Raw genomic sequence first — 26173 nt, 5'->3', positions numbered from 1 at the left:
GAGCGAGGTCGGACGGGTCCAGCTGTCATCGGCTCATACGAGTTCCGGCGTGACCCGCGCGCCGGTGTCGTCGATATGGGCGAGGCCGTCCACGGTCACCTCGATGACGCGTGCGCTGGCGATATCGAAGAACAGCCCCGACACCGTCACGCCACGCTCGGCCATCGCCGCACGCACCGCAGGATGCCGGTGCAGCGTTTCCAACTGCACGGCCACATTGACCATGCTCAGCTGGTCGACCTCACCGAATCCGGCGGACGCGGCCGCCTGCGCCACCGGGTGCCCGAGCCGGAACCGCTCCAGGCTCGGATGGGCATGGGCGAGCCACGGTCCGATCCCCGGTCCATCATCGGTGCCGGAATGCAGTGCCTTCATGGCACCGCAGGAGGAATGCCCGCACACCACAATGGATCGGACATTCAGCTCGTTGAGCGCGAAGACCAGCGCGGCCTCCACCGACGCGTCACCGCTGTCGGGCACCAGATTGCCCACATTGCGCACCGTGAACATGTCACCGGGACCGCTGTTGGTGATGACGTTCGGAACGACTCGGGAGTCCGCGCAGGTCAGGAAGAAGGTATCGGGATCCTGACGATCACGCAGTTCGTCCAGGTGCGGCCGCACCACATGGGCGTGGCTGCGGTGGTAGGCCGCCACACCCGAGGTCACTCGGTCGGTATTCGCGTCGTCGCCGCGCCACGGGCCGAGAATCTCGTCGAGCACAGCGCGCCCGAATCCGCGGGCTGGCGGACCCGCGGTCGCGTGCGCCATTCGCGCACTGCCGATTTCCACGAAATCGACTGCGCCGCCAGTGCTTTCGTGCTGCCGCACCCAATCCTCGATGGCTTCGAAGGCGGCATGGTCGAGGAAGTCGACCGTCATCTCGACGGTGACGTCGACGCCTGCCGGCACTTTCGCGAATTCCGCGGACAGCTTCGGCAGCGCGAGGAAAGTGCAGGAACCATCAATGGTGAGCAGCCAGCGCTGCGAACCGGGAATCTGCTCGGCCGCCACGGCAACTCGAACGACGCGCCACAGCAGCAGCCCGAAAGCCAGTGCCAGACCGATGATCACGCCTTCCAGCAAATTCAGGAAGACTACGCCGAGGATGGTAACGGCATAGATGAGCAGATCGCCGGTGCGCCTGGCCATCTTGATGTGGGCCAGCTTCACCAGCTGGATACCGATGACGATCAGCAGGCCGGCGAGCGCGGACTTCGGAATCTGTTGCACCACCCCGGCCAGGACGACCGAGAACAGCAGAATCCAGCAGCCGTGCAGCACGGCCGAAGCGCGACTGCGCGCACCCGCCTGCACGTTGGTGGCACTGCGCACGATCACGCCGGTGACCGGCAGGCCGCCTAGTAGACCCGAGAGCACATTGGCCGAGCCCTGACCGATCAGCTCGCGGTCGAAATTGGTGCGCTTACCGGTGTGCATCTTGTCCACGGCCACCGCAGATAGCAGACTCTCGACGCTGGCGATGAGCGCGACGGTCAGAATCATCAGCGCCACCGCGGACCAGTTGCCGCTGGGGATCTGCGGCAGGCCGATGGCGTCGAACAGCGAGCCGTTCAACACGATTCGCTCGGCCTCGAAGGGCAACACCAGCGACAAAACCGTGCCGACCAAGACCGCCACCAGCGGTCCCGGCATCACCCGAACCTTGGCGGGGACCCGGCGCCAGCCGAGCATGATCGCGATGACCACCGCGCCGATGATCGCGTCATCGCCGTGCAGCGACAGCAGTTGCGACGGCAGCTGGGTGATGTTGTTCCAGGCGGAACTGTGCGAGGACCCACCGAGCAGCACGTGAACTTGTTGCAGCGCAATGGTTATGCCGATGCCAGCGAGCATCGCGTGCACCACCACCGGTGCGACGGCCAACGCGGCCCGCGCGATCCGGCTGAGCCCGAATAGGATTTGCAGCACACCGGCGGCGACGACAATGAACGTGGTTGTCCGCCAACCGAATTGGTTGATGGACTCGGCGACGACCACGGTCAGACCCGCAGCGGGCCCGCTGACCTGCAGTATCGAACCGCCGAGCGTGCCCGCGACGATGCCACCGATGACGGCGGCGATCAGTCCGGCGGCCACCGGCGCGCCGGAGGCGACCGCGATGCCGAGGGACAGCGGCAACGCGACCAGGAAAACCACGATAGAGGACGGCAGATCGTGGCGCAGGATCGATGTCAATCGATCGGACAGAGGTTCGGAACTGCGATGGCCCTCGCCCTGTTCAGCGGGCGGTAACGGTGGTGCGGCTACAGCGCTATCAATAGCCATTGACTTCTCCTTCGCCGACTCGGCGCGAACGCCGAGGTCGGTTGACGATCAAAATGTCCAGCAGGGCACAGACCGCGAACCGGCATCTCGCGGAAGCAGTTCCCGACACAGCGATGGGTCGAGATGTAAATCGCATCAAGGCTATTAGTAAAGACTTAGCAAAGCCTGAGAACTCGCCGCCAACTACTCGAATCCATACCTCCGAATCGGTGTGAAACGCAACACATACGTGCCGAGTTCGCCTGTCGGACCGCATCATTCGACCCGATACGCGGCGGCTAGACAGGCTCGGCAGCCACGCCGGGCACATCGGCCAACTCATCGAATGCTTCGACCGTCAGCTCGTCGTCGAACTCGGCGATACCGTCCATCGTCACCTCGATGACCCGGGCGGTCGCGAGATCGAAGAACAGTCCGGATAGCGCCACTCCCCGCTCCTGCACCCCGCGCCGGACCACGGGATGGGCGTGCAACCGCTCCAGTTGCACTGCCACATTCACCATGCCGAGCTGATCGACCGGGCCGAATCCGGCGAATGCCGCGGCATCGGCGACCGGATGCCCGAGCCGGAACCGGTCCAGGCTGGGCCGCGCGTACTCGAGCCAGTCACCCAGCCCCGGCCCCGTGCGAACCTCCCGATGCAGTGCGTCCATCGCCCCGCAACCGGAGTGCCCGCAGACCACCACCGCGCGCACGTCCAGCTTCTCCAGCGCATAGACCAGCGCGGCTTCCACCGACACATCACTGCCACCGGACGGGACCAGATTGCCCACGTTGCGAACGGTGAACAGATCTCCCGGCCCGCTATTGGTGATGACATTCGGCACGATGCGGGCATCGGCACAGGTCAGGAAGAATGTGTCGGCGTCGGGCCGGTTGCGCAATCCGTGGAGATGGGGGCGCATCAGATGGGCGTGGCCGCGGTGATAGGCGGCGATGCCCGCGGCGATCGGATCCTCCCGATTACCCGTCCGCCGCCACGGCCCGATGACCTCATCGATAACCTGACGCGAGCGTCCACGTTCGGGCGGGCCCGCCACCGCGGTCGCCATCCGCGCGCTGCCGATTTCCACGAAATCGACTGTGCCACCGGCGGCCTCACGCAAACCGGCCCAGTCGGCGATCAGCTCATAGGAGGCGTGGTCGAGGAAGTCGACCGTCATCTCGATGGTCACGTCCACGTCGGCGGGTACCTTCGCCAGTTCCGCGGTCAGCTTGGGCAGCGCGAGGAAGGTGCAGGTGCCATCGATGGTGATCAGCCAGCGGCGAGCATCGGCCACCGGTTCGGCATGGATGCTCACCCGCACCACCCGCCACAGCAGCAGGGCGAAGGCGAGTACGAGCCCGATCACCATGCCTTGCAACAGGTTCAGGAATACCACGCCCAGTACCGTTGCCACGTAGACGAACAGATCGCCGTTGCGCCGAGCCAACCGGATATGGGCCAGCTTCACCAGTTGTACGCCGATGAGGATGAGCAGCCCCGCGAGTGCCGCCTTCGGAATCTGCTGCACCAACCCGGCCAGCGCGACCGCGAACAGCAGGATCCACACGCCGTGCAGCACCGTCGCAGCCCTGGTCCGCGCCCCAGCATGGGCATTGGTAATGCTGCGGACGATCACGGCCGCGATCGGCAGGCCACCGAGCAGACCCGACACCACATTCGCCGAGCCCTGCCCGATCAGCTCGCGATCGAAATTGGTTCGATGGTCGGGGCGCGTCTTGTCCACGGCGACCGCCGAGAGCAGGCTCTCTATGCTGGCGATCAGCGCGATCGTCACCATGGCCGTCGCGACGGCGAACCAACTGCCGGACGGTATCGCGGGCAAACCGATCGAATCGAGTAGCGAACCGTTCAGCACGACGCGCTCGACATGGGTCGGCAGTATCAGCGACAGGATCGTCGCGACCACTACGGCAACGAGCGGCCCCGGCACGACGCGGATCGTGGGCGGGACGAATTTCCAGCCGATCAGAATGACGATCACCACCAGGCCGACGAACAGATCGCCACGGTGCACCGACATCAACTGATGCGGCAGTTGGGTGAGGCTGGCGTACGACGAACTCAGCGAGTTGCCGCCGAGCAGAATATGGACCTGTTGCAGCGCGATGATGACGCCGATACCGGCGAGCATCGCATGGACCACCACCGGTGCGATGGCGAGCGCGCCGCGCGCAACGCGACTGAGCCCGAACAGAATCTGCAATAGGCCCGCACCTATGGTGATGAAACAGGTAGCGGCCCAACCGAACTGGTGCACGCTCTCGGCAACGACCACGGTGAGACTGGCCGTCGGCCCGCTGACCTGCACGGCCGAGCCACCTAGCAGCCCGGCGACGACACCGCCGACGACGGCGGCGATGAGTCCAGCGGCAACCGGCGCGCCCGAGGCGACCGCGATTCCTAGTGAAAGTGGTAGTGCGACAAGGAAAACCACAACCGAAGCGGGTAGGTCATGGCGGCCGACGGCGGCGAGACTTGCTGGAAGACTTGCGCGAAGCGGCGACGTCCGGGGTACGGGATCGGTGTCGGTGGACATTATTCTCCTTCGCCGAAACGGCGTGGAGCCGATCGGTTCATCGGTCGAACATGTACTGGCATCGAAAGCGAGCGGCGGGCGAAGCTTTCTGAGAACGCTGGGTGCTACATCTGCTCTCCATGGAGCAGCTTCTTGAAGCAGTGACCCATGACGCGAAGGTCAGGCGCAATAGTAAAGACTTCGCAAAGCACATGGAAAGGCCTATGTTGCAAATGGGGCCAACTGCTACCAAAATGTGACCCAAGTCACAGCGCGAGTAAGGGTGTCCCGGGTCGGGATCGATCGGAGATGTGGCGGAACCTGCGCCGATACGAAAGAAGGCCGGGCACTCGCAGTGCACCGACCTTGTTCAGTGGGTGGTCCCAGCTGGTTTCGAACCAGCGACCTTCCGCGTGTGAGGCGGACGCTCTCCCGCTGAGCTATGGGACCGAACTCGGCGTTCGAGCGGCGGCAGAGCTGCCGTTCGAACGAGATGGAACCTTAGCACGCACTACCGCCGTCCCACCAAATCGCCGCCCCGACACGGGCGATCGGCTGTCGAGCTTTGCGGCCGACGTTGCTGCAAGCTCATGAATTACAAAGTGGCGCAGCAGGTCCGGGAGGGGCCGCCCACGTACAGCCGCGGGATAACCCAGCGGGCTTCGCGGGCTTTGCCATCCGAGCGCGCGAGGTTCGGCTTCGATCCCGCACGGCGGCACGGTCGGTCAGCACCCACCGTGATACCGCCTGCCGACGTTCCCCCCTTACGGCGGGATTCGGATGTGGCGCAAGAGAAGGCGCGACTCGGCCGGTCCCGAGCACGTTTGCCCGCGAACGCCCACTGTCCAACCTCGCGAACAACACCTATGTAATTCATCTTCAGGCCCTTCTACCAGCGGATTTGTAGGTTGCGCCGAACGTCGGCTAATGTTCTGTCTCGCACCACGGAGGGCCGCAAGCCTCCCGGAGATGCAAATGCGGATGTAGCGCAGCTGGTAGCGCATCACCTTGCCAAGGTGAGGGTCGCGGGTTCGAATCCCGTCATCCGCTCGAGGAGTAGGGCCAGGCAATAGTAAAGCCTTCCCCCTTCGCACGGTGGAGTGGCCGAGTGGTGAGGCAACGGCCTGCAAAGCCGTGCACACGGGTTCGATTCCCGTCTCCACCTCGCGCGATTAGCTCAGCGGGAGAGCGCTTCCCTGACACGGAAGAGGTCACTGGTTCAATCCCAGTATCGCGCACCATCGTTTTCCCAGGTCAGCCCCGGTTTTTGCCGGGGCTTTCTTGTGTTTGGGGAAGTTGACGTGGGGAGAATTGGCGAGAGCTTGGGGCGGTGCCGGGCGTAGGGGGTTGGGTTTGGAGGCGGGGTGCGGTGTCGATGACGCCTTCCAAAGGGCGGCCCTGGGTGATGGTGAGGACGGTTTGGGCCAGTTGGGTGCAGGTGTCGTCTACGGCTTGGCGGGCGCGGTCGCGTTGGGCGGTGATGGTGGCGTGTATGAGGGCGGTCAGTGCGACCGAGCCGTTGAATGCTTGCAGGGTGATCATTTTGGCGGTCAGGTCGAGGCCGCTGAAGGCGGGAAAGTCGCGAGTCACGGCGACGATGGCGACGGTCGAAGCGATCAGGGCGCACGGCAGGGCTCCGGCCAGGTGGAAGCGCATCGCAGCCCAGGTCACGAAGGGGAAGACCAGGAAGAGCAGGTTTGCCGACACTACGGTGGCCGATACCGCGACGACCGATGTGCCCACCGCGAGCATCGCGGCCTCGATTGCCCGTAATGGGCTGAGGGCCTTGGGTATGCGAATACCTTTGCCGACGAGGATCAGCGGTGCGATCAGAAGCACGCCCATGGCGTCGCCGGTCCACCACACCAGCCAGGCGCCCCAGAAAGCGTGTGCGGAAACCACACCGGCCACGAGCAGAGTGACGGTACCGAGCGTTGCGCTGATCAGCATTGCGGCGAGGGCACCGAGAAAGACGAGTTCGAGTACGTCACGGACACCAACGAAATCGCTGCGGAACCCGACCCTTTTGAGCAGCAGATACGCGGCCACCGGAGCGACCGTGTTGCCGAGGGCGATCATGAGGACGGCGGGAAGCGTCGGCCCGAGTAGGGCATTCACCACCAACGCGCCGAGGGTGACGCCCGGCCAGACACGCAGGCCGAATACGAACAGACATGCGAGGGCGACCCCGGTCGGCGGCCACAGCGGCGTGACTTGATCGCCGACCAAGGCAAAACGCAATCCGACCTCGGCAGCCGCAAAATACGCGACCGCCGCGACAATGATCCACAGCGCCAACTCGGCGTTGCTGCGGAAACGACCCACGACGTGAGCATAGAACCGTTTCCCACGACGATCAGGAAATATCGACAGTCCGGACAGCAACGCCGAGCCGGCAGGCACCGATGGGCCCGATTCGGCGGCCGATCGGTCGGATGGGCCGGGTTGTCGGTGGTCGGCGTTAGGCTACGGCGCACATATCGAGTGGAGCCGAGTCGTGGTCAGGGGTGCAGGTGGCGGCAAGTGAGGCGGATCGGCGGGAGCGGGCTGCCGACCATGCCGATCCCGATGTGCTGGACGATATCGCCGGGGATGTGTCGTTCGATCTCGAGGAGATCAACGAGCTATTGGGGGAATTGATCGAGATACGGGGGGATCGCAAGCGGCGCGATGCCGACATCGTGGGGTTTCGGCTCGGGGTAAGCGGGGAGGCGCCGGAGACGTTGGCGCGGATCGGGGCTCGATTCGATCTGTCGCGAGATCGGGTTCGACAGTTGCATACCCGGGCGGTGGCGCAGATTCTGCGGGAAGCGCAGCTGAGTGGACATCGGGCGGCCGAGGTCTTCGGGACGCGATACCCGGTGGAGGCACGAGATCAGCAGTTGGTACGGGCGCTGTTGGTGGAAACCTATGCGACGGATACCGATCTGGCCGCCAACGAGTTGGCTTATCTGAAGCTGCGGCTGGCAGGGCATGCGGGCGAGGATGCCAAGCGGGTCGCCGGATATGTCATGCAGCGGATCATGGGGTGGCAGAAGAAGACGAACCGGCGGTTGGCGAAACTGCATGAGCCGCTGGCGACGAGTGAGCTGAATTCATGGCTGGGACAGGTCGATTGGCCCGCGTCCGCGCCAGGACCCGCTCCCCTGCCGATCGCCTCGGCGCGCATAGTCGACGGCGACGACGAAGGGCGCGGGCGGTTCTATCTCGACAAGGTCGGACGCGATATCGGGTTCGATTCCGGCTTGGAGGCTCGGCTGCTTCAGACGGTGAACGCAAGCGACCTGGTCGAGACATTCCAGGAGCAACCGAGTGCGGTCACCTTCGAAATAGACGGCACGCAACGAAGCTACTACCCCACCATCGCCGCACGACTGGCCGATGGTCGCGTCGTCCTGATCGATGTCGAACCGGTGGGACATGTCGGCTTCCACATCAATCGGATCAAGTCGGCGGCAGGTCGCACCCATGCGCATGCCAACGGCTGGGGCTGGCTGGTGTGGACCGGCAGCAAGATCGGAATTCCAGATCTATTGCGGCGCAAGGTAGCCGCGGAGGCCGAGGGTCGACTGTGGGAGTTGGTCGAGCGCGGACCGGTGTACTGGTCCGCGCTGCGGCAGTTACGTGCGGAGGTGGAGCTGGATCTGCTCGACCTGATCGCGCTGGTGCTGCGCAACGAATGGCGTTGGGACCGTGCGCCGTTCCGGTTGACCGGCAACCATCCAGCCGACCACCTCATCGCACGAACATCGCTCCCGCGATGAAGGTCACGATCAGCATCATCGCGCAATAAGTGATCAGCTGCCAGTGGCCGATCGCCTTCTGCAGACTCACGATGGTGGCGCGCAGGCTGGCGTCGACGCGGTGGTGGTTGTCGAGCTTGCGCTTGACCTCGGCCAGCGAGTCCGCGCGCACCTGTGCGGACTCCTCGGCACGTTCCAGCCGGGTGGTGAGCTTCATGATCTGTTTCTGCTTGTCCCGCACGGATTTTCGAGACAGGGCCAGGGTGGTGCGTTGGTTGACCAACTCCTGGCGCTGCCGAGCGATGACGCTGGCCTGCGTCCTCGTGTGGTGTTCCCAGTCGGTCACGGTGGCCCAACCTCCTGTCATCACATCGCGGTAGCCCCACGCGATTTCGCCCCGCACCCAGCCGCCCAGGAAATCGCGCAGTTCATAGGGTTCACGGCGCGGCAGGACGACCGCGCTGTTCGCAGTGTCCAGCATGCCCTCTTCGGCCCGGTAATCGCAGGCGGGCGGTGCGAAGTCGGCGATGCCGAGCGCGGGCAGGTGGCCGACCCAATAGCCCGGCGGGCACAGCCACAGCACCCCGTCACATCCGGCGGTGCGCAGCCGCGTCGTGTGGTGCTGCGCCGATTCCCGATCGAGCGGGCCGGTACGGACCTCGATAGCGTACTGCCGATCGCCGCTACGCCAGAGCACGTCCACCGGGACCTCACCCACCCGGCGGTCCACCTCGGCCACCTCGGCACCGTAGGACGCGAGCCGACCGCACAGCCAATACTTCAGCCGCTGGATATCCCATTGCGCGGCGGCACATTCCGGGCATGTGCAGCCGTATCCCCCTGCCCCAACCGCTCCGCCGACCGGTGCGCGACCATCCGGCACCCGGGTGTCCGCGACGCGACCGTCCGACAACCCCAATTCGGCGAGCATCGCCCGACGCCCGCACGCCCGCTCGACGCGCTGCTTCGTTCTCACGCGACCTCACCCCTGCCCAAAACCACCGCAGGTCAGGTACGACCTACGCCATAGATCAAGAGTGCGTCAGCTTTGGCCCGCCCGCCAGCCCCCTATACCCCGCGCTCGGGTGCGCCACAACCCGCGAATACGCTCCGACCAGCCGATGTGCGCTGTCTCACAAGCGATTTCATTGCGACACGCGAGAGCATTGCCACAGTTGTTCCGGTGATTGATAGTTGCGGCCATTCCTTGGACACGGCCGATGCCGCCGAACGAGCGAACGAAAGCCGCCGCGTAACCGGACGAAAGGTGCACAGCGTGGCCACGGCCGGTCCTCGAACCACGGCGGTACCGATCGACAGATAGAATCGGCCGGCCACGAGCGGAGTTTCGGGCGATACGGGGAAGAAGGTATGGGATGGACCACGACGAGCGGAGTGGCGAATCGATCGGCGCACTCTTGTCGAGTCTCGCGACGACCCTGCGCGAGGTGAGCAATAAACTCGACGCGGTCGCCGCCCACGTGGATGACGACCGTAACCTGGCCGGTCGTCTGGCCAAGTTGGAGGCGTGGGCTTTCCGTACCGGGGAGGATGTTTCGAAGATCGGGTCACGGTTGGAACAGGTCGTCACCGTCGAGCCCAGTGACGAACCGGCCGAACCCGCACTGCGGGTGCGTCCGGAACCCGCGCCCGCGCCCGCGACCAGGGAACGGCGCGAACCGATTCCGTCACGTCGCGACCGCCTCGATGCCGTCAACGGGCGAGCCGACACCACGAGCGCGCACACCGAGACCGGCCGCAACAGCCTCCCGGACATCACCACCGTGCTCAGCCAAACGCCGACCGGACAGAACAACCGCCCCGACACCAACGAGCGCCTCGAGCCCAAGACCGGCCGCGACGACCTGGTCACGCCGACGACCGGAGCCAACGGGCGCCTAGCGACCCCGACCGGACCTATGGACGCCACGACCGGGCGCAACGAGCGGCTGAAAGCGCCCGAAGACATCGCGCCCCGCCCCGCACGGACCGAATTCACCGCGCCGATCAACCGCACCGAACACCTCGAACCCTTCGGCCCCGCAACGCCCAACGACTCCCTGTCCCTCCCCGCGCGGACACCGCAACCCGTGCCGCCCACAGTTCCGCCGACCTACCGCAGTGAGCCGCTCTCCGCACCCACCTCGCGCCCCGAATGGCTCGACTCGGCCACACCCGCCGGCACCGAACCTTCCGCGCCGACCTACACCAACTCCCAACCCGCGACCACCGGCGACCGCCTCGACTACGGCTCGATCGGCTCGAGTAACGGCCGTCTGGAGCCACTCACCTCCCCGCCTCGCAACGGCTACGAATCCCCAACGCCCACACCCCGTCCCGACACCGGCATGACCGCACCACGCACCGAGGGCAACGGCGCACTGACCCCAGGCGCGCACCGGGCGAGCACCGGCGAGGACACCTCGCACGTCGACAAGCTGCAGGCCATGCTCGACGAACTCAAGCGCAACCCGCACGGCCCCTTCGGTCGCCCGGAACCGTCCTCCGCGCCGAACGAACTACCCGGCGTGGATCCGAACTTCGCGATCCGCACCGAGGGCTGAGCAACTCACCGGCCGGACGAGTCCAGCCCGGTAAGGGTGCCGCGGATCACTTCGCGTAGCCATCGGTGGGCGTTGTCGGCGGTATTACGGGGGTGCCACGCGATGGCGATGGCGATTTCGGGGAGGGGCAGGGGAATTTCGAAGGCGCACAAGCCGAGTGCGGTGCGCGTTGTCGCGGTGAGGGCGGCGGGGACGGGGCAGATCAGATCGCCGGAGCGGACCGCTAGCAGGGCGCTGGTGAGGTCGGGGACGGTGGCCACGACGCGGCGAGTGCGGCCGTGCAGGGCCAGCCGGTCATCGATGGGGCCGCGGGCGCGACCCCGGCGGGAGATGCCGAGGTGGGCGGCAGCGGCGAACCGCGCCACCGTCACAGGGCCGGTGATCAGCGGATGTTCCGGTGCGGCAACGCCGATCACGCGGTCGCGCAATACCCGCTGCACGGTGGTCTCCGGATCGGTGTGCTCGATGACGCCGACCTCGATATCGACGCGGCCGTCGCGCAGTGCGGCGGTGCCCTCGTCGCGATCCGGGAGCAGGTGCAGTGTCACGCCGGGCGCCTGTGCGCGGACGGCGGCCAGCAGCGGCGTCGCCAATTCCCCGAGGACCATATCGCCCGCCTGCACGGCGAAGTCGCGCTTCAGCGTGGTCGGGTCGAGTGCGCCGCGCGGGGTGAGCAGCGTTCGTCCCCGCTCCACCAGAACGCTTACCTCGTAACGCAATTCGAGTGCGCGCGGCGTCGGCACCAGATTGCGGCCCGCGCGTACCAGCAGCGGATCGCCGAGCATGTGACGCAGCCGGGCCAGCGTTCGGCTCATCGCGGGCGCCGAAGTGTGTAGCCGCTCGGCGGCCTGCGTGACGCTGTTGGTCTCCAGCAGCGCATCCAGAGCAACCAGCAGATTCATGTCGAGGGCGTCCACTCCTGGATTATCCAGAATGGAAAGACTGGTAACCAACATTGCATCGGCGATAATCCGCTGTGTCGACCCCGACAGCGCTGTCCGGCCCGATTGTCGACTCCGGCCGCAATTACCGCACGTCTATGCGACGCCGGTCACACTTTGCACTTCTTCTACTCGAAACCCACAGTCGCACTGGGTAAATCGATGTGCTCCGCAGCGGGAACGGACTCTGTTCCGATCCCGCATCCGCCAACGGCAACCATCGCCGGGGCCATTGGCCGGCGAGAGCCGAGAGATCTCCGCCCCGGTGATCCTCGACGTCGATCGAACCGGTACGCGCTCCATACGCAACGCCGTGTCCGACCTGCCACACGTCAGCGCGGAGGAGAACCCGGCAATCCCTAGGCGCACTCCGGGCAATCGAGTTACGGCGTGCGCTGTTCGGCGGGAAGCTGAGGCGCCATTTCCGGCGCCGCTTTCACCACCGGCCCCTTCGACCGCTCGGCGAGGCCACGATACGAAGACGGCTTGATCATCCGGAACCATTGTGCCGCACGGGTTCTGCGCGGCAGGCGGAATTTCAGGTCGGCGAGCATCTCGTCGATATTGTGGATCGAGAACGGGGTAATGGCGCCGCCGTGCGCATGGTGGCCACCCGTGCGTTCGGCCATCCAGCTCAGCCGCTCATCGACGTGCGCGGTCATCTCTTCCTGCGTCGGCAGCGCGAGGCGGCCGCGGAGCAGGGCGGCGGTCCAATGTGCGCCGACCTCGGCGCTGAGCGTGCTGATGACCGACGAGTTGTATCCGACGAAGCTCAGATTCGGCACGCCGATCGGCAGGATCTGCCGGTACAGGCGGAAATTGCCCTCGTCGTCGGTGAGCTGACGCTGCACGTACGGGGTCAGGAAAGGCACCCGCTGGTGGAATCCGGTGGCGCAGATGACGATATCGGCCTGCAGGGTCGTGCCGTTGGACAGTCGTACCTGGTTCGCGGCCATCTCGGTGATGGTGCTGTCGCGGTGCACCGCGATCAGTCCCATTCCCACCCGCTCGAAGAAATCCTCGGTGACCAGGCTGACCGTGCTCTCCGCGATGTCCTCGAAGCGCCCCTGCGGCACCAGCCCCAGCTCGCGCAGATGCGACTTCTTGGTGGCGAGTTCCTGGATCACATCGAGGTTGCTCTCGCGGAAGCTGTGACCGGAACCATGCAGGAATCGTTCGATCCGCCCGAGCTCCTGATAGCGGAAGTGCGCCTCCCCCAGTCTGGTCAGCATCAGCCGTTCGTAGTCGACCAGTCCCCGCGCCAACTTGCGCGGCATCTTCCACATCAGTCGGCGGGCGACCACATTCGTCGAGGCCGCGACGTGACTGACCGCCTCGGCCATATCGCAGGCCGACTTGCCATAGCCGACCACCACGACCGATTTGCCGCGCGCCCACTCGACATCCAGGAACTCCGAGGCGTGCCCGATCTGCCCGCCTGCCTGCCGGAACCGCTCGACGCCCGGAAAGTCGGGCACCGCCGGCTCACTGAATATTCCGTTGGCGATGACCAGATGGTCGCAGGAGGTGCGGTGGACACCGAGGTGGTCGCGGATCTCCAGCAACCAACCACTGTCGACCGGATCGGCCGCGACCACCTCGGTGCCGAGGCGCAGACTCTCGCCGAAGCCGAAGTGCCGCACGTACCCGTCGAGGTACTGCTGCATCTGCTGCCCGTCGGGCACGCGCGGATAGTCGTCGGGCATCGGGAAGTCGGAGAAGTGATATGTGTGTTTGCTGTTCTGTGCGCGCAGGCCGGGATACCGGCGCGTCGCACTCCACACTCCGCCGACGTCCGGGGTCCGATCGAAAACCTCGACCGGAAAACCCTCTTGGCGCAACACCTTCGCGCAGGCGAGGCCTGCGATGCCCGCACCTACGATTGCGATGCGGTTCCCGCTCGTCATGGCACGGAGATTACGTCGCTCGCGCGAATGCGGCAAAGCCTCGGTGCGATTTCACGAAGTTGAACGGGGAGTGACTACAATCCTGGCCTTGTCGCGCGGCACAGTGGTGATATTGCGCACCCGTCCGCGCTCGCGTTTCGCCCCCTCGGGCGGGGCGAGGGTGTAACGGGAGAGGATCTCGCGCAGCACCGCGGTACCCTCCATCAGCGAGAATCCGGCGCCGATGCAGCGGCGCACGCCGCCGCCGAAGGGTAGCCAGGTATTCGGTTCGACCTCGCCGTCGAGGAAGCGCGACGGACGGAAGGCCCAGGTGTCGGGATAGTTGGCCGGGCTGCGATGCGCCAGCAGGATCGAACAGCTGACCACAGTGCCCGCGGGCAGCTCCCAGCCGCCGATGGTCATATCCCTGGTGAGTTTGCGGACCGCGCCGGGGATGACGGTGCGCATCCGCATCGCCTCCTTCATGACCGCCTCGAGCGCCTTGTCGTCATCGATGCGGACCGCTTCGTGAGCGTCGCGTTGTACCTGCGGGTTGACCGAGAGTTCGTGCAGCGCCCAGGACAGCGCAGCCGCGGTGGTTTCGTGACCGGCGAGCAGCAAGGTGATGAGTTGATCGCGCAGTTCGGGGTCGGTGAGCGGCGGATCGGACTCGCTATCGCCGCCCGCCTGCAATAGCCGGGACAGGACGTCGGTGCGTTCGTCCAGGTCGGGGGCGGTGCGCCGGGCCGTGATCTCGGCGTACAGCAGATCATCGATAGCGGCCATATTGCCGTGGAAGGACTTCCACGGCGGATACTTCTGCAGCACCGGTTTCATCAGGCCGATGTACTGCAGCGGCCCGATATCGACGATGCGACCCAGGCGCGGTGCGAGCGCGGCCCGAGTGCGCTCATCGGTGACGCCGAATACCACCCGCGTGATCACCTCGAGGGTGAGCGCGTTCATCCGGTCGAGGGTGACGACCATCGAACCGGGCCGCCAGCGTTCGACCTCCGCGGCCGCGATCTCGGCGACCAGATCCCGATAGCCGCGCAGGGCCGCGCCGTTGAATGCGGGCATGAGCAATCGGCGGGCCCGCGCGTGTTCGGCCTCGTCGGTCATCAGCACCGAATGCTCGCCCATCACCGGGCCGAGGATCTGATTGCCTTCGCCCGCGTGTAGGTCGCGTGGGTCGCCCGCGAAGATCTCCTTGATGTGTTCGGGGCGGGTGAATACCACGAGGTTCTGCGCGAACGGCGGCACATGCAGCGAGAAGACATCGCCGTAGCGCCGCCGTAGCGGCGGCAGCACCTGGGCGCGGTTACGGATGTACAGCAGGCCCTGCAGAAATGCGGGCATCGGCGGACCGGGTGGATACGCCGCAGTCATCGCTTCCCTCCGCATCCGGCGCCGGACGCATCGTTACGCCCGGTTCTCTGCACTGTTGCACAGTTGTCCGGTGTGACGGAAGACCCTGGGGCACAACGCCTGATCAGCGGCGCAGTCCGCCGTTCTGCGCACCATCCCGGACGCCGGACTCAACGCAGGGCGGGCGCCCCTGCCAATTCGACCGGCAGATCCTGCAACCCTCGGATGAGCATGCTCTCCCGCCAGCGCAATTCCCCATCGGCTGCCGCCAAGCGCAGCTCCGGATACTGCTCGACCAACCTCGTGATCGCGATGCGCGCCTCCAGCCGAGCCAGGCCGGCGCCGAGGCAGTAGTGGATGCCGTGGCCGAACGCCAAGTGGCCCGATGCGGAGCGCTGCGGGTCGAACTCTGCGGCGTCGCCGAAGTGCCGTTCGTCGTGGTTGGCCGAACCCAATGCGACGAGCACCATCTCGCCGGCGGGAATCTCGGTTCCGCCCAGCGTGATCGGTTCGGTGGTGTAGCGCAAGGTCGCGACATTCACCGGACCGTCGTAGCGCAGCATCTCCTCGATCAGGGCAGGCACCGCCTCGGTATTCCCGTGCAGCGCACGGTAGCGCGCCGGATCCGAGAGCAGGGTGAGCACGGTATTGCCGATCAGATTGACCGTGGTCTCGTGACCCGCGACCAGGATGAGGAACACCATGGAGATCAGCTCGTCGTCGGTGAGACGGTCGCCGTCGGCACTGGCGGTGATCAGGTCCGATACGAGATCCTCCCCCAACCCCTCGGCCCGCCGCCGCGTGATCAGCCGCTCGAAGTAGTCGGCGATCGCGTCGGTCGCGTGCCGGACCTCCTCTGGAGTCGCGGTCGATATCTCGACGATGATGCGCGACCACTCCCGGAAATCCGCGCGATCGGCCACCGGCACACCGAGTAGTTCACAGATGACGGTGATGGGCAGCACAAACGCATACTCCGACAACAGATCCACCGGGCCCGCGCCGTCTACGGCGATCCGGTCCAGGAGCTCATCGGCGATCGCCAGCACGCGCGGGGCCAGCGCCTCGATCCGAGCGGGTGCGAATGCGGGGACGACCAGTCGGCGCAGTCGGGCGTGCGCCGGCGGATCGGTATTCAGCAGGTGGTAGCTGATCCGGGCATTTACCGCCCCGACGCCGGTGTCACCGGTGGGCAGACCACGGGCCTTGCGGCTGGCGTCGGTGCGCGGGTCCTTGCGGATGGCCGGATGACGCAGCACCTCGCGCGCAACGTCCAGATCCACCACCAGCCAAGCGCGAACGCCGCTGTTCAACTCGATGGGGTGCACGGGGCCTTCGGCGCGCAGCTCCTCGTAGAAGGCATACGGTGTACGAAAGAAATCCTGCGGCAGCTTTCTCATTCGACGGCCCTTCCCCGTTCGCGAGTTGTCTTGCGCCCCTTCGATAGTGGCACGCGATAGCGATCTCGACCACCCGCGCGTCGACCGCGGCGACCGAATCTGACCAAAGGATGACCGTCGCGCGCGCCGCATCCACCAAAAGGATGACCGCGATCGTCTGCCGGGGCACGGCCACGGCCGGGCCGATACTCTCCGCGGATGGGATCGATTTCTGCCGTCCTGCGCGGAGCCCGGATCGCGAATTCGTTCGCCTTCGGGTTGCAGGGCTTTTTCTTCGCGGTGGTGCTCACCGAACTGCCCCAGCAGAAGGATCGCTTCAGCCTGTCCGATGGCCTGATCGTCGGTGCGGTGGTGCTGGTTTCGATCCTCGCCGGCGTCGGCAGCGTGGCGGCCGAGCAGGTGGCCACGCGGTGGTCCAGCCGGGCCACGGTGCGGATCGGACTGCTGGGCATCACGGTCACCGGATGCGCCATCGCGCTGGCCCCGAATATCCCTGTGCTGGCGATCGCCCTCGGGTGCTACGGAATCGCGGTCGGCATTGTCGATGCGAGCACGAATATGCAGGGTGTATTCATTCAGCACGGGTATGGGAAATTCATCTTGTCCTCGTTTTACGGGGCGTGGAGTGCCGGATCGATCCTCGGCGCGCTGTTCGTATCCGCCTGCGAGGCATTGGACGTCACGCTGCGCGAATCGCTGTTGGCGGCAGCGGGCGTAGTTCTCATCGTCGGGTTGGTGACCGGCCAACGCCTGCTCGGCGCCGCGGAGGCCGAGGCCGGACCAGCGGAGGTGGCAGACAGCGAATCCTCAGCATCCGGGATGGTTCCGCTACGCATGTACCTCGCCTTCGGCATCGCGGCATCGCTCGTTTTCGCGATCGATCTCGCCGTCAGCAACTGGTCGGCGTTGTATCTGAAGGAGGATCTGCTCGCCAGTTCGTCCACTGCGGCGTTGGCGTTGGCGGTCTATCAGTGCGCGTCGCTGGCCGCCAGGCTGAGCGGGGATCTGTGGGTGCGGCGCCTCGGCGGACGCCAGGTGGTGCGCATCGCGGGGGCGATCGGCGTGCTCGGGCTGGCCGTCGCGGTGGTCGCACCCGGGCCCGTGGTCGCGATTATCGGCTTCCTGATAGGCGGTTTCGGTACCGGCGTCGTCGCACCGCTGTGCTTCAGCGAGGCCGGACTACTGACCAGCGGACGGCAACTCGACGCACTGATCGCGCGCCTGAATCTCTTCAACTACGTTGGCACACTCGTCGGCGGCGGGCTGGTCGGCGCGATTGCCGCCGGGTTCGGCCATCGGATCGGTTTCGTGACCCCCGTCCTGTTCATGGCAATCGTTATCGGACTCGCACGTGTATTCCATTCCCGTTCCGAACCGGATGAGCTTTCCGCTTCCAACGGAGGCCGTGCTGTACTGGACACATGAGCAACATCCCAGTCACCGTCGACCGGGCCGGACTATGGGACGCCGAGGCCCTCAGTGACGTTGCGGCCGCGACCTTTCCACTCGCCTGTCCACCGCACGCCACCGCGGACGATATCGAGATCTTCATCGCCGAGGTGCTCTCCGGTGAACGCTTCGGCGAGTATCTGACCGACCCCGCCCGGACCGTGCTCAAGGCGGTCGCGGGCGGCGATATCGTCGGCTACGCGATGTTGCACTACGGTGACCCGGCCGATCCCGACGTCGCCAAGGCCGTCGACCTGCGGCCGGCCGTCGAGATCAGCAAGATGTATGTACTGCCCGGTCACCATGGCGCCGGTGTCTCGAAAGCACTGATGAACGCATCGCTGGAGCAGGCTCGCGAGGAGGCGGTGGCCGGGGTGTGGCTCGGGGTCAACGAGGACAACGAACGCGCCCAGCGGTTCTATCTCAAGCACGGGTTCGAGTGGGTCGGTACCAAGACCTTCACCGTGGGTAGCCAGGTGCATCACGATTTCGTAATGCGCCGAGTTTTCTGACCCGCTCAGGCCACGAAATCGACCAACGCCGCATGGAAGCTCGGATCCACGACGGCCATCAGGTGATCGCCGGGCACGATCCGCAACGTCGCGTCGGGCAGTGCGGCCGCGAGTCGATCGGGCTCGGCGGCGAACGGATCCCTATCGCCCGCCAGTACCAGGCTCGGCATGGTGATCTCGGCCAGGGTCTTTATCGGCTCGTCGTCCAGGCCGGTCGCGACCGCCTCGATGGCATCGCGGTCGGCGCGCACCGCCTCGGCGAGGATCCGGAACATCATCGCGATCGGTGGTGTGCCCGCGCCGTCACCGCGCATGGCAGCGCGCAGATCGTCGATATCGATGACGCGCCGGTCGACGCCGCCGCAGTCGAGCACACCGGAGCCGATGCCGCCCACTGCCAGCTTGCGCACCCGCTCATCCGTTCCCGCCACCAGCAGCGAGATGATCGCGCCCATCGAATAGCCCACCTGCACAACATCATCGAAACCCAGCTCGTCGTAGAGCGCGGTGACGTCACGCGCCATCCCCGCCCATGAATACCGCGCCGGATCATGGGGCTTCTCGGAACGACCGTGTCCGCGCGCATCCAGTGACACCACGGTGTGCCCGGCCGCCTGCAGGGCGCCGACCACCCCGGTGGCCATCCAGTTGGCATTCGTATCGGCCACTACCCCGTGCTGCAGTACGACCGGGATGCCCGCGCCCTCCCACATGCGGTAGTTGAGCTCCAGCCCATCCCAGGTCTTGAACGTCGTCATGACCGGATCGTAGTCCGACCCATGGGTTGACAAGTTCTGCATGTTCAGTCTCTACTGAACATATCAGTCTTTGCAGAACATCAGGAACTCAAGGAGCATCATGACCACCGCCGCGATCCGCACCAAGGGCCTGACCAAGCACTACGGCAAGCATGTCGCACTCACCGATCTGAACCTCGAGGTCGGCCAAGGCGAGGTGTTCGGGTTTCTCGGGCCCAACGGTGCGGGAAAGTCCACCACCATCCGCATCCTGCTGGATCTGATCCGACCGACTTCGGGCCGTGTCGAGGTGTTCGGCATCGAGCCACGCGTCGGTGGTGCGCAATTGCGCAGGCGCATCGGTTACCTACCGGGCGAACTTCAGATCGAGGGTCGAAATACCGCTCGTGACCTGCTCGCCTTCCTCGCCGATCTGCACGGCGATGTCGCACCGGATCGGATCACCGACCTGGCCGATCTGCTCGATCTGGACCTGTCCAAGAAGGTCGGCGCGATGTCCAAGGGCAATAAGCAGAAGGTCGGCATTATCGCCGCCTTCATGCACAACCCGGACCTGCTGATTCTCGATGAACCCACTTCCGGACTGGATCCGCTACTGCAGCAACGCTTTCTGGATCTCGTCGGGGCGGCCAAACGCAACGGGCAGACGGTGTTCATGTCCTCGCACATTCTCAGCGAGGTGCAGCAGACCGCCGATCGGGCGGTCATCATGCGCGCCGGCCAACTGCTCGGCACCGAGAATGTCGAGGATCTGCGCAGGCGTTCGCCGCGCTCGGTCGAATTGGTCTTCGGCGAGGACATTTTCGGCGACGACTTCGCCGGACTGCCCGGCGTGCGCGATCTGACCGTCGACGGAAAAACACTGCGCTGCACCACCGAAGGCGAGGTCGACGGTCTGTTCAAGACAGCCGCGAAATACCAACTGGTGAGCGTGCTGTCCACCGAGCCGGATCTCGAACAGATCTTCTTCAGCCGCTATGGCCGCTGATCACCCATCGTCCGAATCATCTATCGCACAGGAGAATTCGTCATGACTCGCTCGGTCTTCACGCAGACCTTGACCGAACAGCGGCGCGGCCTGATCGGCTGGTCGATCGGCTTCGCCGTCATCCCGATGATGTACCTGCCGTCCTACCAGTCGCTGAAGGAGCAGGGCTCGCTCGATATCGAGCAGAACACGATGTACGAGGCCATGGGCATCAGCGATTTCGCCAGCGCCAGCGGATATTTGAACGCGACGGTCTACTCGCTGATGGGACTGTTGCTGATGCTGATCTTCACGGTCACCTTCGCCAGCCGTTCGGTGACGCAGGAGGAGAACGGAATACTGGATCTGCTTCTCGCACAACCGATCAACCGGATGAACCTGCTGCTGCAGCGATTCGCCGCACTGGCCGTACAGACCGCGATCGCGACCACCGTGCTCACCCTGAGTGTTATCGCCGGGGCCGAGCAGGGTGGGCTGGAGGTACCCACCGGCAATATCGTGGCCGCCAGCGCGGGGCTCGGATTGCTGGCACTGGCCATCGGCGCGACCACGCTGCTGATCGGCGCGGCCACCGGAAAGCGTTCGGTGACACTGGGTTCGGCGTCACTGATCGCGGTGGCAGGCTATCTGGCCAATAACCTCGGCGGTGATTTCGTGCGCAAGCTGTCGCCCTTCTACTGGGCCAAAGGGGGCGCGCCGCTGGTACACGGCTGGAACGGTATCCACCTGGTGGTGCTGGTCGTCGTGGCCGCGGTCGCCCTGGTGCCGGCGCTGGCCGCCTTCGATCGCCGCGATCTGGCGGTCTGATCGACCGATACGGGGCGGCCCGACACGGTCCGCCCCGTTCACCGCTCTCCGCAATCCGGAAGGGATACTTCTCCGATGGGCACCACCGACAACGAGCAGACAACCGGACCGACCCCGGAAAAGTTGGCATTCGTCGAGGATTTCGCGCTCGTACTGGAGCGGATGGGCCTGGTCCGGATGACGGGTCGGGCCGCTGGGTGGTTGCTGGTCAGTGATCCGCCGGAGCAGACCTTCGGCCAGATCGCGGATGCGCTGCAGGCGTCCAAAGGTTCCATCTCGTCGGCATTGAAGACGCTTGTCACTATGCGCTGGGTGGACAAGGTCTCCAAGCCTGGCGATCGCAAGGACTACTACTCGATCCGGCCCGGAATTCTGCCGGAGCTGACCCGTCAGCAGAGCGGCATGTACACCGACCTCACCAATATGACCGCGCGCGGACTCGCACTATTCGACGACCCGAATGGTGCTGACGCCGAACGGGTTCGGGATATGCACGAATTCTTCGTGTGGATGGGCAAGGAACTGCCCGCGCTGATCGATCGGTGGTATACCGAACATCGCTCCTGAATCAGGCCAGCAGTTTCGCCTTCAGTGCCGCGACATCGGTGGCCGACAGCTTCAATCCCGCACGGACATAATTGTCGAAACTGCCGTAGCTCTGGTTCGCCTGGTCGAACGCGGCATCCAGCCATGCGGCCGAGACGCCGTTGAGCGGATCGTTCGGGCTGGCATTGCGGTACTGATTCGACAGCAGGTAATCCTGCGTGACGGTGTCGCGGTCCACGCCGAGGATGGTCAGCAGGACCGCGGAGGTCCAGCCGGTGCGGTCCTTGCCCGCGGTGCAGTGGAAGAGGACAGCGCCGTCGGTGTCGATGATGTCGCGCAGCACCGAGGCGAAGGCCTCGTTCGCGCCCGGCGCGGTGATGATTGCGCGGTACAGGTCGTCGCCGCCGGTGAGGGTGGTGACCAGGGTTTGCGGCGGCGCCTGACCGATGACGTCGTTCCAGTTCGCGACCGCACCAGCGGGCAGTCGATCGGCCGCGATGGTCCGCTCGTAAACGGTGCGCAGATCGTCGACCACCCGCACCTGACGGTCGGTCAGCACAGCCAGATCGGCCGGAGTCGCATTGTTGAGCTGACCGGTGCGGTAGACCAGCCCGCTGCGCACCCAGTGTCCGTCGGTGGTGCGGTAGCCGCCCGCGTCACGGCCGTTCTGCACGCCCTGCAGATTCAGTGCGCGGTCGACGGCGACCGGATCGGCGACGCTGACCGGATCGGCCAGTGCGACGCCTGCCACCGGCCCGAAGGCGACGGTCAGACCGGCAGCCAGCGCGACCGGGACTCGAACGGAACGACGGACCACGACTGCTCCGATCACGCGGCGACTTCGAAGCGCGAAAGCGCCAGCAGACGCGAAATCGCACGCAGGTACTTCTTGCGGTAACCACCGTCGAGCATCTCCGTGGAGAAGATCTCGTCCAGCTTCGCACCCGAAACCGTCACCGGCACGCTCGCGTCGTACAGCCGGTCGGCCAATACGACGATCCGCAGTGCGACCGCCTGATCGGTCACCGGATGCACATTCGAAATGAATACCGACGACACCCCGGAGATCAGCGCACCGTACTTCGACGGGTGCAGTGTGCTCAGATGCTTCAGCAGCGCGTCGAATTCATCGAGCGTGGAACCCGTTGTGGCACACGCGCGTTCGGTGAGCAGTTCCGGTGAGGTTGGTTCGGGAGCGGGCGGCAGATCGCGGTGCCGGTAGTCCGGACCGTCGACGCGCACGGGCTCGAAGATCGAACCGAGCTTCTTGATCTCGCGCAGGAAGTCCTGGGCGGCGAAGCGGCCCTCCCCCAGCTGGCCGGGCAGGGTATTGGAGGTGGCGGCGATGGAGACGCCGCGCGCCGACAGCTCGGTCAGCAGCCGCGAGACCAGCATGGTGTCGCCGGGATCGTCGAGTTCGAATTCGTCGATGCACAGCACGCTGTTCGCCGCGAGTCGCTCGACGGCATTGTTGAAGCCAAGTGCGCCAACGAGATTGGTGAGTTCACCGAAGGTGCCGAAGGATTTCGGCGCCGGCGCGCTGTGGAAGATGGAGGCCAGCAGGTGGGTCTTGCCGACGCCGAAGCCGCCGTCGAGGTAGAGCCCGGCGCCGCTGATCGGTTTCTTCTTCCCGAACAGGCTCTTCTTGTTCGCCGCCTGATGGATCTTGGCGACCTGACCGGCGAAATCCTCGGCCTTGCGGACCGCGGCCGCCTGGGTCGGCTCCTTGGGATCGGGAATGTAGGAGGCGAAACTGACCTCGTCGAACATGGGCGGTGGCACCATCTGGGCGACCAACTGGTCCGCCGGAACCTCCGGATGGCGATCGACAAGGCGCTCTTGCATGCTGGAAGCCTAATGACGTGGTGTGATCTTTCTTCATGCAGCGTATCCACAATGCGATCCAGCTCACAGGACTGAGCCGGGACGAGCTCGCCGACCTGTACGCCTACCCCACCGAACTCGAGGCTCCTTGGGTCCGCGCCAATTTCGTCTCCAGCATCGACGGCTCCGCCACCAGCGGCAATGTCTCCGAAGGCCTCGGCACCCCGGCCGACAAAACCGTCTTCATGCTGTTGCGCCAATTGGCCGATGTGATCGTGGTCGGCGCGGGTACCGCACGAGCGGAGAACTACGGCGGCGCCGGCACCGACCCGGTCTTGCGGCGCGTACTGTACGACCGCGGCATCGGCGGACACCGCGACGGGGCGCCGCCACCGATCGCCGTTGTCACCGCGAGCGCTTCGCTGGAGCCGGGCGCGCGGCTGTTCACCGAGACCGAAGTTCCGACGCTGATCATTACGACCAGCACTGCGCCGGAGGATCGCAAACAACAACTCGCCGATGCGGGCGCGCACGTCATCGAGGCGGGCGGTGTCGCGATCACCCCGCAGGGCCTGCTCAACACACTCGCCGACCTCGGGCTGCGGCGCGTGCTGTGCGAGGGCGGTCCGCATCTGTTCGGCGAGTTGCTGGAGGCGGATGCGGTCGACGAACTGTGCATCACCACCGCACCGATCCTGGTGGGCGGTACCGCGCGCCGAATCTCGCTGTCGGCACACGAGTTCCGGGTACCGATGGTGCGCAGGCATATCCTGCTCGACGACGACGGCACCGTGCTGACCCGCTGGACCCGTTCATGAACAAACCGCACGAACCTGGCAGGCTGTAGCGCATGCGCTGGACTCGGGCCGTCGTGCTGGCATCGACACTCTCGATCATGATCGCCGGATGCGGTGCGGGACCTTCCGATCGCCCCGGCGTCGCCGTCGAGCGCGCACCGCAGGGCGGGGCGGGGCCGCACCCGACCACGGTCATCGCGCCGCCGCCGGATGCCGGTGTCCCCAAAACCGATTTGACCTGGCGCGATTGCACCACGCCCACACTCGACCTACTCGGCCTCGGCCCCGCGCCATCCGGCCTGGTCCTGGACTGTGCCGAATACACCACCCCGATCGATTCGACCGGCGGCGTGCTCGGCAACTTCCGCACCGGTGCCATGCGGGCCCGGCTGCCGCAGACCCCGACCGATGTCGCGCCGCTGGTCATCACCTCCGGCGCGGACCGCTCCTCCACGGCGACACTGGCCGGGCTCGCCGTCGGCGCCGGCAACGGGCTGCTGGCCGGCCGCCCGATCGTCGCCGTGGACCGGCGCGGTCTCGGCACCTCGCAACCGATCGACTGCATGACCGCCGAGTCCCGCCGCGGCCTGGCCGACAACGGGCAATTCGGGCCGGGCGCAAACGATCCCGTCGAAGCGGTGACCGGATTCAGCCAGGACGCCACCATCGCCTGCCGCGACTTCCTGCAGCCCTATGAGGGCACCTTCGACGCACCGCACGCCGCCGATGACATCGAGCAGTTGCGCAGGCAGTGGCAAGTCGACCGGATCGACCTGCTCGGTTCGGGCAACGGCGCGAAGGTCGCGCTCAGCTATGCGCGCAAATTCGGCGACCACCTGGCGCGCCTGGTGCTGGACTCACCGGAAGCCGTCGGCACCGACGCTGTCACCCGCACCGAACAGCGCGTCCAGGGCGCGGAGGCCGCGGTAACTGCATTCGCCCAGCGTTGTACCGGCCTCGGCTGCTCACTCGGTGCCGACCCACGCGCGGCGATCATCGATCTGGTGCGCAAGGCGAGCAGCGGCGGACTCGGTGATATCTCCGCGAATGCGCTGCTGACCGGGTTGTCGGGCTTCCTGGCCGGTCCACGCGACCAATCCGCGCATATCGCCGAACTCGCCGACGCACTCTCGGCCGCCGGGCGCGGCGATCGCGGCCCGCTCGGGACGCTGATCCAGCGCGAAACCGCCGCCACCGCGGCCGACGGCCAGTTCGTCAACCGCTGCACCGACAACCAGCTGCCGCCGAGCCCCACCAAGGCCAAGGAGCTCGCGGACACCTGGGGCACCAAATATCCGGTCTTCGGCAGGTCTGCCGCGATCGGGATGATGGCATGCGTCGCCTGGCCGGTCAGCGCCGCACCGCCGCTGCCGGAGAAGCTGGACCTGCCGGTTCTCGTGCTCGGCGGGATCGCGGATCCGTTGGTCGGCGACGGCGGTCAAGCCTCGGTGACCGGTGCGCTCGGCGCCGCCGGTGCGCGTAAGGCCGCGATCACCTGGCAGGGTTGGGGACATCCGGTTTTCGCCCATTCCGGTTGTGCGCAGCGGGCTCTGATCGACTACCTGAAAGACGCCAAGCTGCCTGCTGATGGCACCGCTTGCCCCGCATAAGCGAGTACATCAAAGGCACAGCCCCCTTGGGGGATATGACGGAGCCGAGCGCCAGCCAGGCGCGGTCATATCGGCGAGCGCAGCGAGCGCATCAAATGGCACAGCCCCCTTAGGGGATATGACGGAGCCGAGCGCCAGCGAGGCGCGGTCATATCCCCTAACCTCGGCG

Annotated in this window: 20 protein-coding genes and 4 tRNA genes; 12 read left to right on the top strand and 12 right to left on the bottom strand. The window is 65.8% G+C overall.

Going from position 1 to position 26173, the window contains the following annotated elements:
• Positions 1 to 33: 33 nt before the first annotated feature.
• The 3 genes from ACQPYR_RS16150 to ACQPYR_RS16140 form a co-directional block, all read right to left on the bottom strand.
• Positions 34 to 2289, bottom strand: coding sequence for a solute carrier family 23 protein (locus ACQPYR_RS16150; RefSeq protein ID WP_433633030.1), 2256 nt, complete (start codon positions 2287 to 2289; stop codon positions 34 to 36).
• A 278-nt stretch (positions 2290 to 2567) separates the two neighbouring features.
• Positions 2568 to 4832 (bottom strand): SulP family inorganic anion transporter, encoded by a 2265-nt coding sequence (locus ACQPYR_RS16145; RefSeq protein WP_433633028.1) that lies wholly within the window; start codon positions 4830 to 4832, stop codon positions 2568 to 2570.
• A gap of 357 nt (positions 4833 to 5189) precedes the next feature.
• Positions 5190 to 5261 (bottom strand) — tRNA-Val (locus ACQPYR_RS16140).
• Between the two features lie 527 nt (positions 5262 to 5788).
• Between ACQPYR_RS16140 and ACQPYR_RS16135 the strand changes: the two genes are divergently transcribed.
• The 3 genes from ACQPYR_RS16135 (at position 5789) to ACQPYR_RS16125 (ending at position 6052) form a co-directional block, all read left to right on the top strand.
• Positions 5789 to 5861 (top strand) — tRNA-Gly (locus ACQPYR_RS16135).
• A 44-nt stretch (positions 5862 to 5905) separates the two neighbouring features.
• Positions 5906 to 5976, top strand: a tRNA-Cys gene (locus ACQPYR_RS16130).
• A 1-nt stretch (position 5977) separates the two neighbouring features.
• Positions 5978 to 6052, top strand: a tRNA-Val gene (locus tag ACQPYR_RS16125).
• A 13-nt stretch (positions 6053 to 6065) separates the two neighbouring features.
• Here ACQPYR_RS16125 and ACQPYR_RS16120 read toward each other — a convergent pair.
• A complete protein-coding gene (locus tag ACQPYR_RS16120; protein WP_433633026.1) occupies positions 6066 to 7136 on the bottom strand; it encodes an MASE1 domain-containing protein in 1071 nt (356 codons plus the stop codon).
• A gap of 188 nt (positions 7137 to 7324) precedes the next feature.
• On the opposite strand from ACQPYR_RS16120, the gene ACQPYR_RS16115 reads away from it, so the two are divergent.
• Positions 7325 to 8575, top strand: a complete 1251-nt coding sequence (locus ACQPYR_RS16115; protein ID WP_433633024.1) for a sigma factor-like helix-turn-helix DNA-binding protein — start codon at positions 7325 to 7327, stop codon at positions 8573 to 8575.
• On the opposite strand, the gene ACQPYR_RS16110 is transcribed toward ACQPYR_RS16115, so the two are convergent.
• Positions 8547 to 9530 carry a hypothetical protein gene (locus ACQPYR_RS16110; RefSeq protein ID WP_433633022.1) on the bottom strand — a complete coding sequence of 328 codons (984 nt, stop codon included), beginning with the start codon at positions 9528 to 9530 and terminating at the stop codon, positions 8547 to 8549. The two genes, ACQPYR_RS16115 and ACQPYR_RS16110, sit on opposite strands and share 29 nt — an antisense overlap.
• A 400-nt stretch (positions 9531 to 9930) precedes the next feature.
• On the opposite strand from ACQPYR_RS16110, the gene ACQPYR_RS16105 reads away from it, so the two are divergent.
• Entirely contained in the window at positions 9931 to 11118 is a 1188-nt protein-coding gene (locus ACQPYR_RS16105; protein WP_433633020.1) for a hypothetical protein, read from the top strand.
• Positions 11119 to 11123: 5 nt separating this feature from the next.
• On the opposite strand, the gene ACQPYR_RS16100 is transcribed toward ACQPYR_RS16105, so the two are convergent.
• From ACQPYR_RS16100 to ACQPYR_RS16085, 4 genes are all read right to left on the bottom strand, one after another.
• Positions 11124 to 12074: a LysR family transcriptional regulator gene (locus tag ACQPYR_RS16100; protein ID WP_433633018.1), complete on the bottom strand. Its 951-nt coding sequence runs from the start codon at positions 12072 to 12074 to the stop codon at positions 11124 to 11126.
• A 368-nt stretch (positions 12075 to 12442) separates the two neighbouring features.
• A complete protein-coding gene (locus ACQPYR_RS16095; protein WP_433633016.1) occupies positions 12443 to 13966 on the bottom strand; it encodes a flavin-containing monooxygenase in 1524 nt (507 codons plus the stop codon).
• 51 nt (positions 13967 to 14017) lie between these two features.
• Positions 14018 to 15334, bottom strand: coding sequence for a cytochrome P450 (locus ACQPYR_RS16090; protein ID WP_433633014.1), 1317 nt, complete (start codon positions 15332 to 15334; stop codon positions 14018 to 14020).
• 149 nt (positions 15335 to 15483) lie between these two features.
• Entirely contained in the window at positions 15484 to 16713 is a 1230-nt protein-coding gene (locus ACQPYR_RS16085; RefSeq protein ID WP_433633012.1) for a cytochrome P450 family protein, read from the bottom strand.
• A gap of 198 nt (positions 16714 to 16911) precedes the next feature.
• Between ACQPYR_RS16085 and ACQPYR_RS16080 the strand changes: the two genes are divergently transcribed.
• Positions 16912 to 18138 carry an MFS transporter gene (locus ACQPYR_RS16080; protein WP_433633010.1) on the top strand — a complete coding sequence of 409 codons (1227 nt, stop codon included), beginning with the start codon at positions 16912 to 16914 and terminating at the stop codon, positions 18136 to 18138.
• Positions 18135 to 18674: a GNAT family N-acetyltransferase gene (locus tag ACQPYR_RS16075; protein ID WP_433633008.1), complete on the top strand. Its 540-nt coding sequence runs from the start codon at positions 18135 to 18137 to the stop codon at positions 18672 to 18674. The genes ACQPYR_RS16080 and ACQPYR_RS16075 overlap by 4 nt, the downstream gene beginning before the upstream one ends.
• Positions 18675 to 18679: 5 nt before the next feature.
• On the opposite strand, the gene ACQPYR_RS16070 is transcribed toward ACQPYR_RS16075, so the two are convergent.
• Positions 18680 to 19432, bottom strand: a complete 753-nt coding sequence (locus tag ACQPYR_RS16070; protein ID WP_433633006.1) for an alpha/beta fold hydrolase — start codon at positions 19430 to 19432, stop codon at positions 18680 to 18682.
• Positions 19433 to 19532: 100 nt separating this feature from the next.
• On the opposite strand from ACQPYR_RS16070, the gene ACQPYR_RS16065 reads away from it, so the two are divergent.
• The 3 genes from ACQPYR_RS16065 to ACQPYR_RS16055 all read left to right on the top strand — a co-directional run bounded on the left by ACQPYR_RS16065 (position 19533) and on the right by ACQPYR_RS16055 (position 21794).
• Complete coding sequence (locus ACQPYR_RS16065) at positions 19533 to 20420, top strand: ABC transporter ATP-binding protein (protein ID WP_433633004.1); 888 nt, start codon at positions 19533 to 19535, stop codon at positions 20418 to 20420.
• A 42-nt stretch (positions 20421 to 20462) separates the two neighbouring features.
• Complete coding sequence (locus ACQPYR_RS16060; protein ID WP_433633002.1) at positions 20463 to 21227, top strand: ABC transporter permease subunit; 765 nt, start codon at positions 20463 to 20465, stop codon at positions 21225 to 21227.
• A 75-nt stretch (positions 21228 to 21302) separates the two neighbouring features.
• The gene (locus ACQPYR_RS16055; RefSeq protein WP_433633000.1) at positions 21303 to 21794 is read left to right on the top strand and encodes a GbsR/MarR family transcriptional regulator; all 492 of its coding nucleotides are present in this window, start codon (positions 21303 to 21305) and stop codon (positions 21792 to 21794) included.
• 1 nt (position 21795) lies between these two features.
• Here ACQPYR_RS16055 and ACQPYR_RS16050 read toward each other — a convergent pair whose 3' ends face one another.
• Positions 21796 to 22590, bottom strand: a complete 795-nt coding sequence (locus ACQPYR_RS16050; RefSeq protein ID WP_433632998.1) for a tyrosine-protein phosphatase — start codon at positions 22588 to 22590, stop codon at positions 21796 to 21798.
• An 11-nt stretch (positions 22591 to 22601) separates the two neighbouring features.
• Positions 22602 to 23618 (bottom strand): cell division protein ZapE, encoded by a 1017-nt coding sequence (gene zapE / locus ACQPYR_RS16045; protein ID WP_433632996.1) that lies wholly within the window; start codon positions 23616 to 23618, stop codon positions 22602 to 22604.
• Between the two features lie 35 nt (positions 23619 to 23653).
• Here zapE and ACQPYR_RS16040 point away from each other — a divergent pair, with 35 nt between their 5' ends.
• Both ACQPYR_RS16040 and ACQPYR_RS16035 read left to right on the top strand, forming a co-directional pair.
• Positions 23654 to 24415 (top strand): pyrimidine reductase family protein, encoded by a 762-nt coding sequence (locus ACQPYR_RS16040; RefSeq protein WP_433632994.1) that lies wholly within the window; start codon positions 23654 to 23656, stop codon positions 24413 to 24415.
• A 32-nt stretch (positions 24416 to 24447) separates the two neighbouring features.
• Positions 24448 to 26004, top strand: a complete 1557-nt coding sequence (locus ACQPYR_RS16035) for an alpha/beta hydrolase (protein WP_433632992.1) — start codon at positions 24448 to 24450, stop codon at positions 26002 to 26004.
• The last annotated feature ends 169 nt before the right edge of the window (positions 26005 to 26173 follow it).

Source organism: Nocardia sp. CA-120079 (assembly GCF_050955745.1).
Taxonomy (GTDB): Bacteria; Actinomycetota; Actinomycetes; order Mycobacteriales; family Mycobacteriaceae; genus Nocardia.
Note: the sequence above shows the minus strand (reverse complement) of the source record. Positions and strands in the feature narration are given on the sequence as shown.

What these genes read in the sequence shown, in the direction of transcription:
- ACQPYR_RS16150 (WP_433633030.1), bottom strand. Translation starts at nt 2,289, where the DNA reads ATGGCTATTGATAGCGCTGTAGCCGCACCACCGTTACCGCCCGCTGAA.
- ACQPYR_RS16145 (WP_433633028.1), bottom strand. Translation starts at nt 4,832, where the DNA reads ATGTCCACCGACACCGATCCCGTACCCCGGACGTCGCCGCTTCGCGCA.
- ACQPYR_RS16105 (WP_433633020.1), top strand. Translation starts at nt 9,931, where the DNA reads ATGGACCACGACGAGCGGAGTGGCGAATCGATCGGCGCACTCTTGTCG.
- ACQPYR_RS16100 (WP_433633018.1), bottom strand. Translation starts at nt 12,074, where the DNA reads ATGTTGGTTACCAGTCTTTCCATTCTGGATAATCCAGGAGTGGACGCC.
- ACQPYR_RS16095 (WP_433633016.1), bottom strand. Translation starts at nt 13,966, where the DNA reads ATGACGAGCGGGAACCGCATCGCAATCGTAGGTGCGGGCATCGCAGGC.
- ACQPYR_RS16090 (WP_433633014.1), bottom strand. Translation starts at nt 15,334, where the DNA reads ATGACTGCGGCGTATCCACCCGGTCCGCCGATGCCCGCATTTCTGCAG.
- ACQPYR_RS16085 (WP_433633012.1), bottom strand. Translation starts at nt 16,713, where the DNA reads ATGAGAAAGCTGCCGCAGGATTTCTTTCGTACACCGTATGCCTTCTAC.
- ACQPYR_RS16080 (WP_433633010.1), top strand. Translation starts at nt 16,912, where the DNA reads ATGGGATCGATTTCTGCCGTCCTGCGCGGAGCCCGGATCGCGAATTCG.
- ACQPYR_RS16075 (WP_433633008.1), top strand. Translation starts at nt 18,135, where the DNA reads ATGAGCAACATCCCAGTCACCGTCGACCGGGCCGGACTATGGGACGCC.
- ACQPYR_RS16070 (WP_433633006.1), bottom strand. Translation starts at nt 19,432, where the DNA reads ATGACGACGTTCAAGACCTGGGATGGGCTGGAGCTCAACTACCGCATG.
- ACQPYR_RS16065 (WP_433633004.1), top strand. Translation starts at nt 19,533, where the DNA reads ATGACCACCGCCGCGATCCGCACCAAGGGCCTGACCAAGCACTACGGC.
- ACQPYR_RS16060 (WP_433633002.1), top strand. Translation starts at nt 20,463, where the DNA reads ATGACTCGCTCGGTCTTCACGCAGACCTTGACCGAACAGCGGCGCGGC.
- ACQPYR_RS16055 (WP_433633000.1), top strand. Translation starts at nt 21,303, where the DNA reads ATGGGCACCACCGACAACGAGCAGACAACCGGACCGACCCCGGAAAAG.
- zapE (WP_433632996.1), bottom strand. Translation starts at nt 23,618, where the DNA reads ATGCAAGAGCGCCTTGTCGATCGCCATCCGGAGGTTCCGGCGGACCAG.
- ACQPYR_RS16040 (WP_433632994.1), top strand. Translation starts at nt 23,654, where the DNA reads ATGCAGCGTATCCACAATGCGATCCAGCTCACAGGACTGAGCCGGGAC.
- ACQPYR_RS16035 (WP_433632992.1), top strand. Translation starts at nt 24,448, where the DNA reads ATGCGCTGGACTCGGGCCGTCGTGCTGGCATCGACACTCTCGATCATG.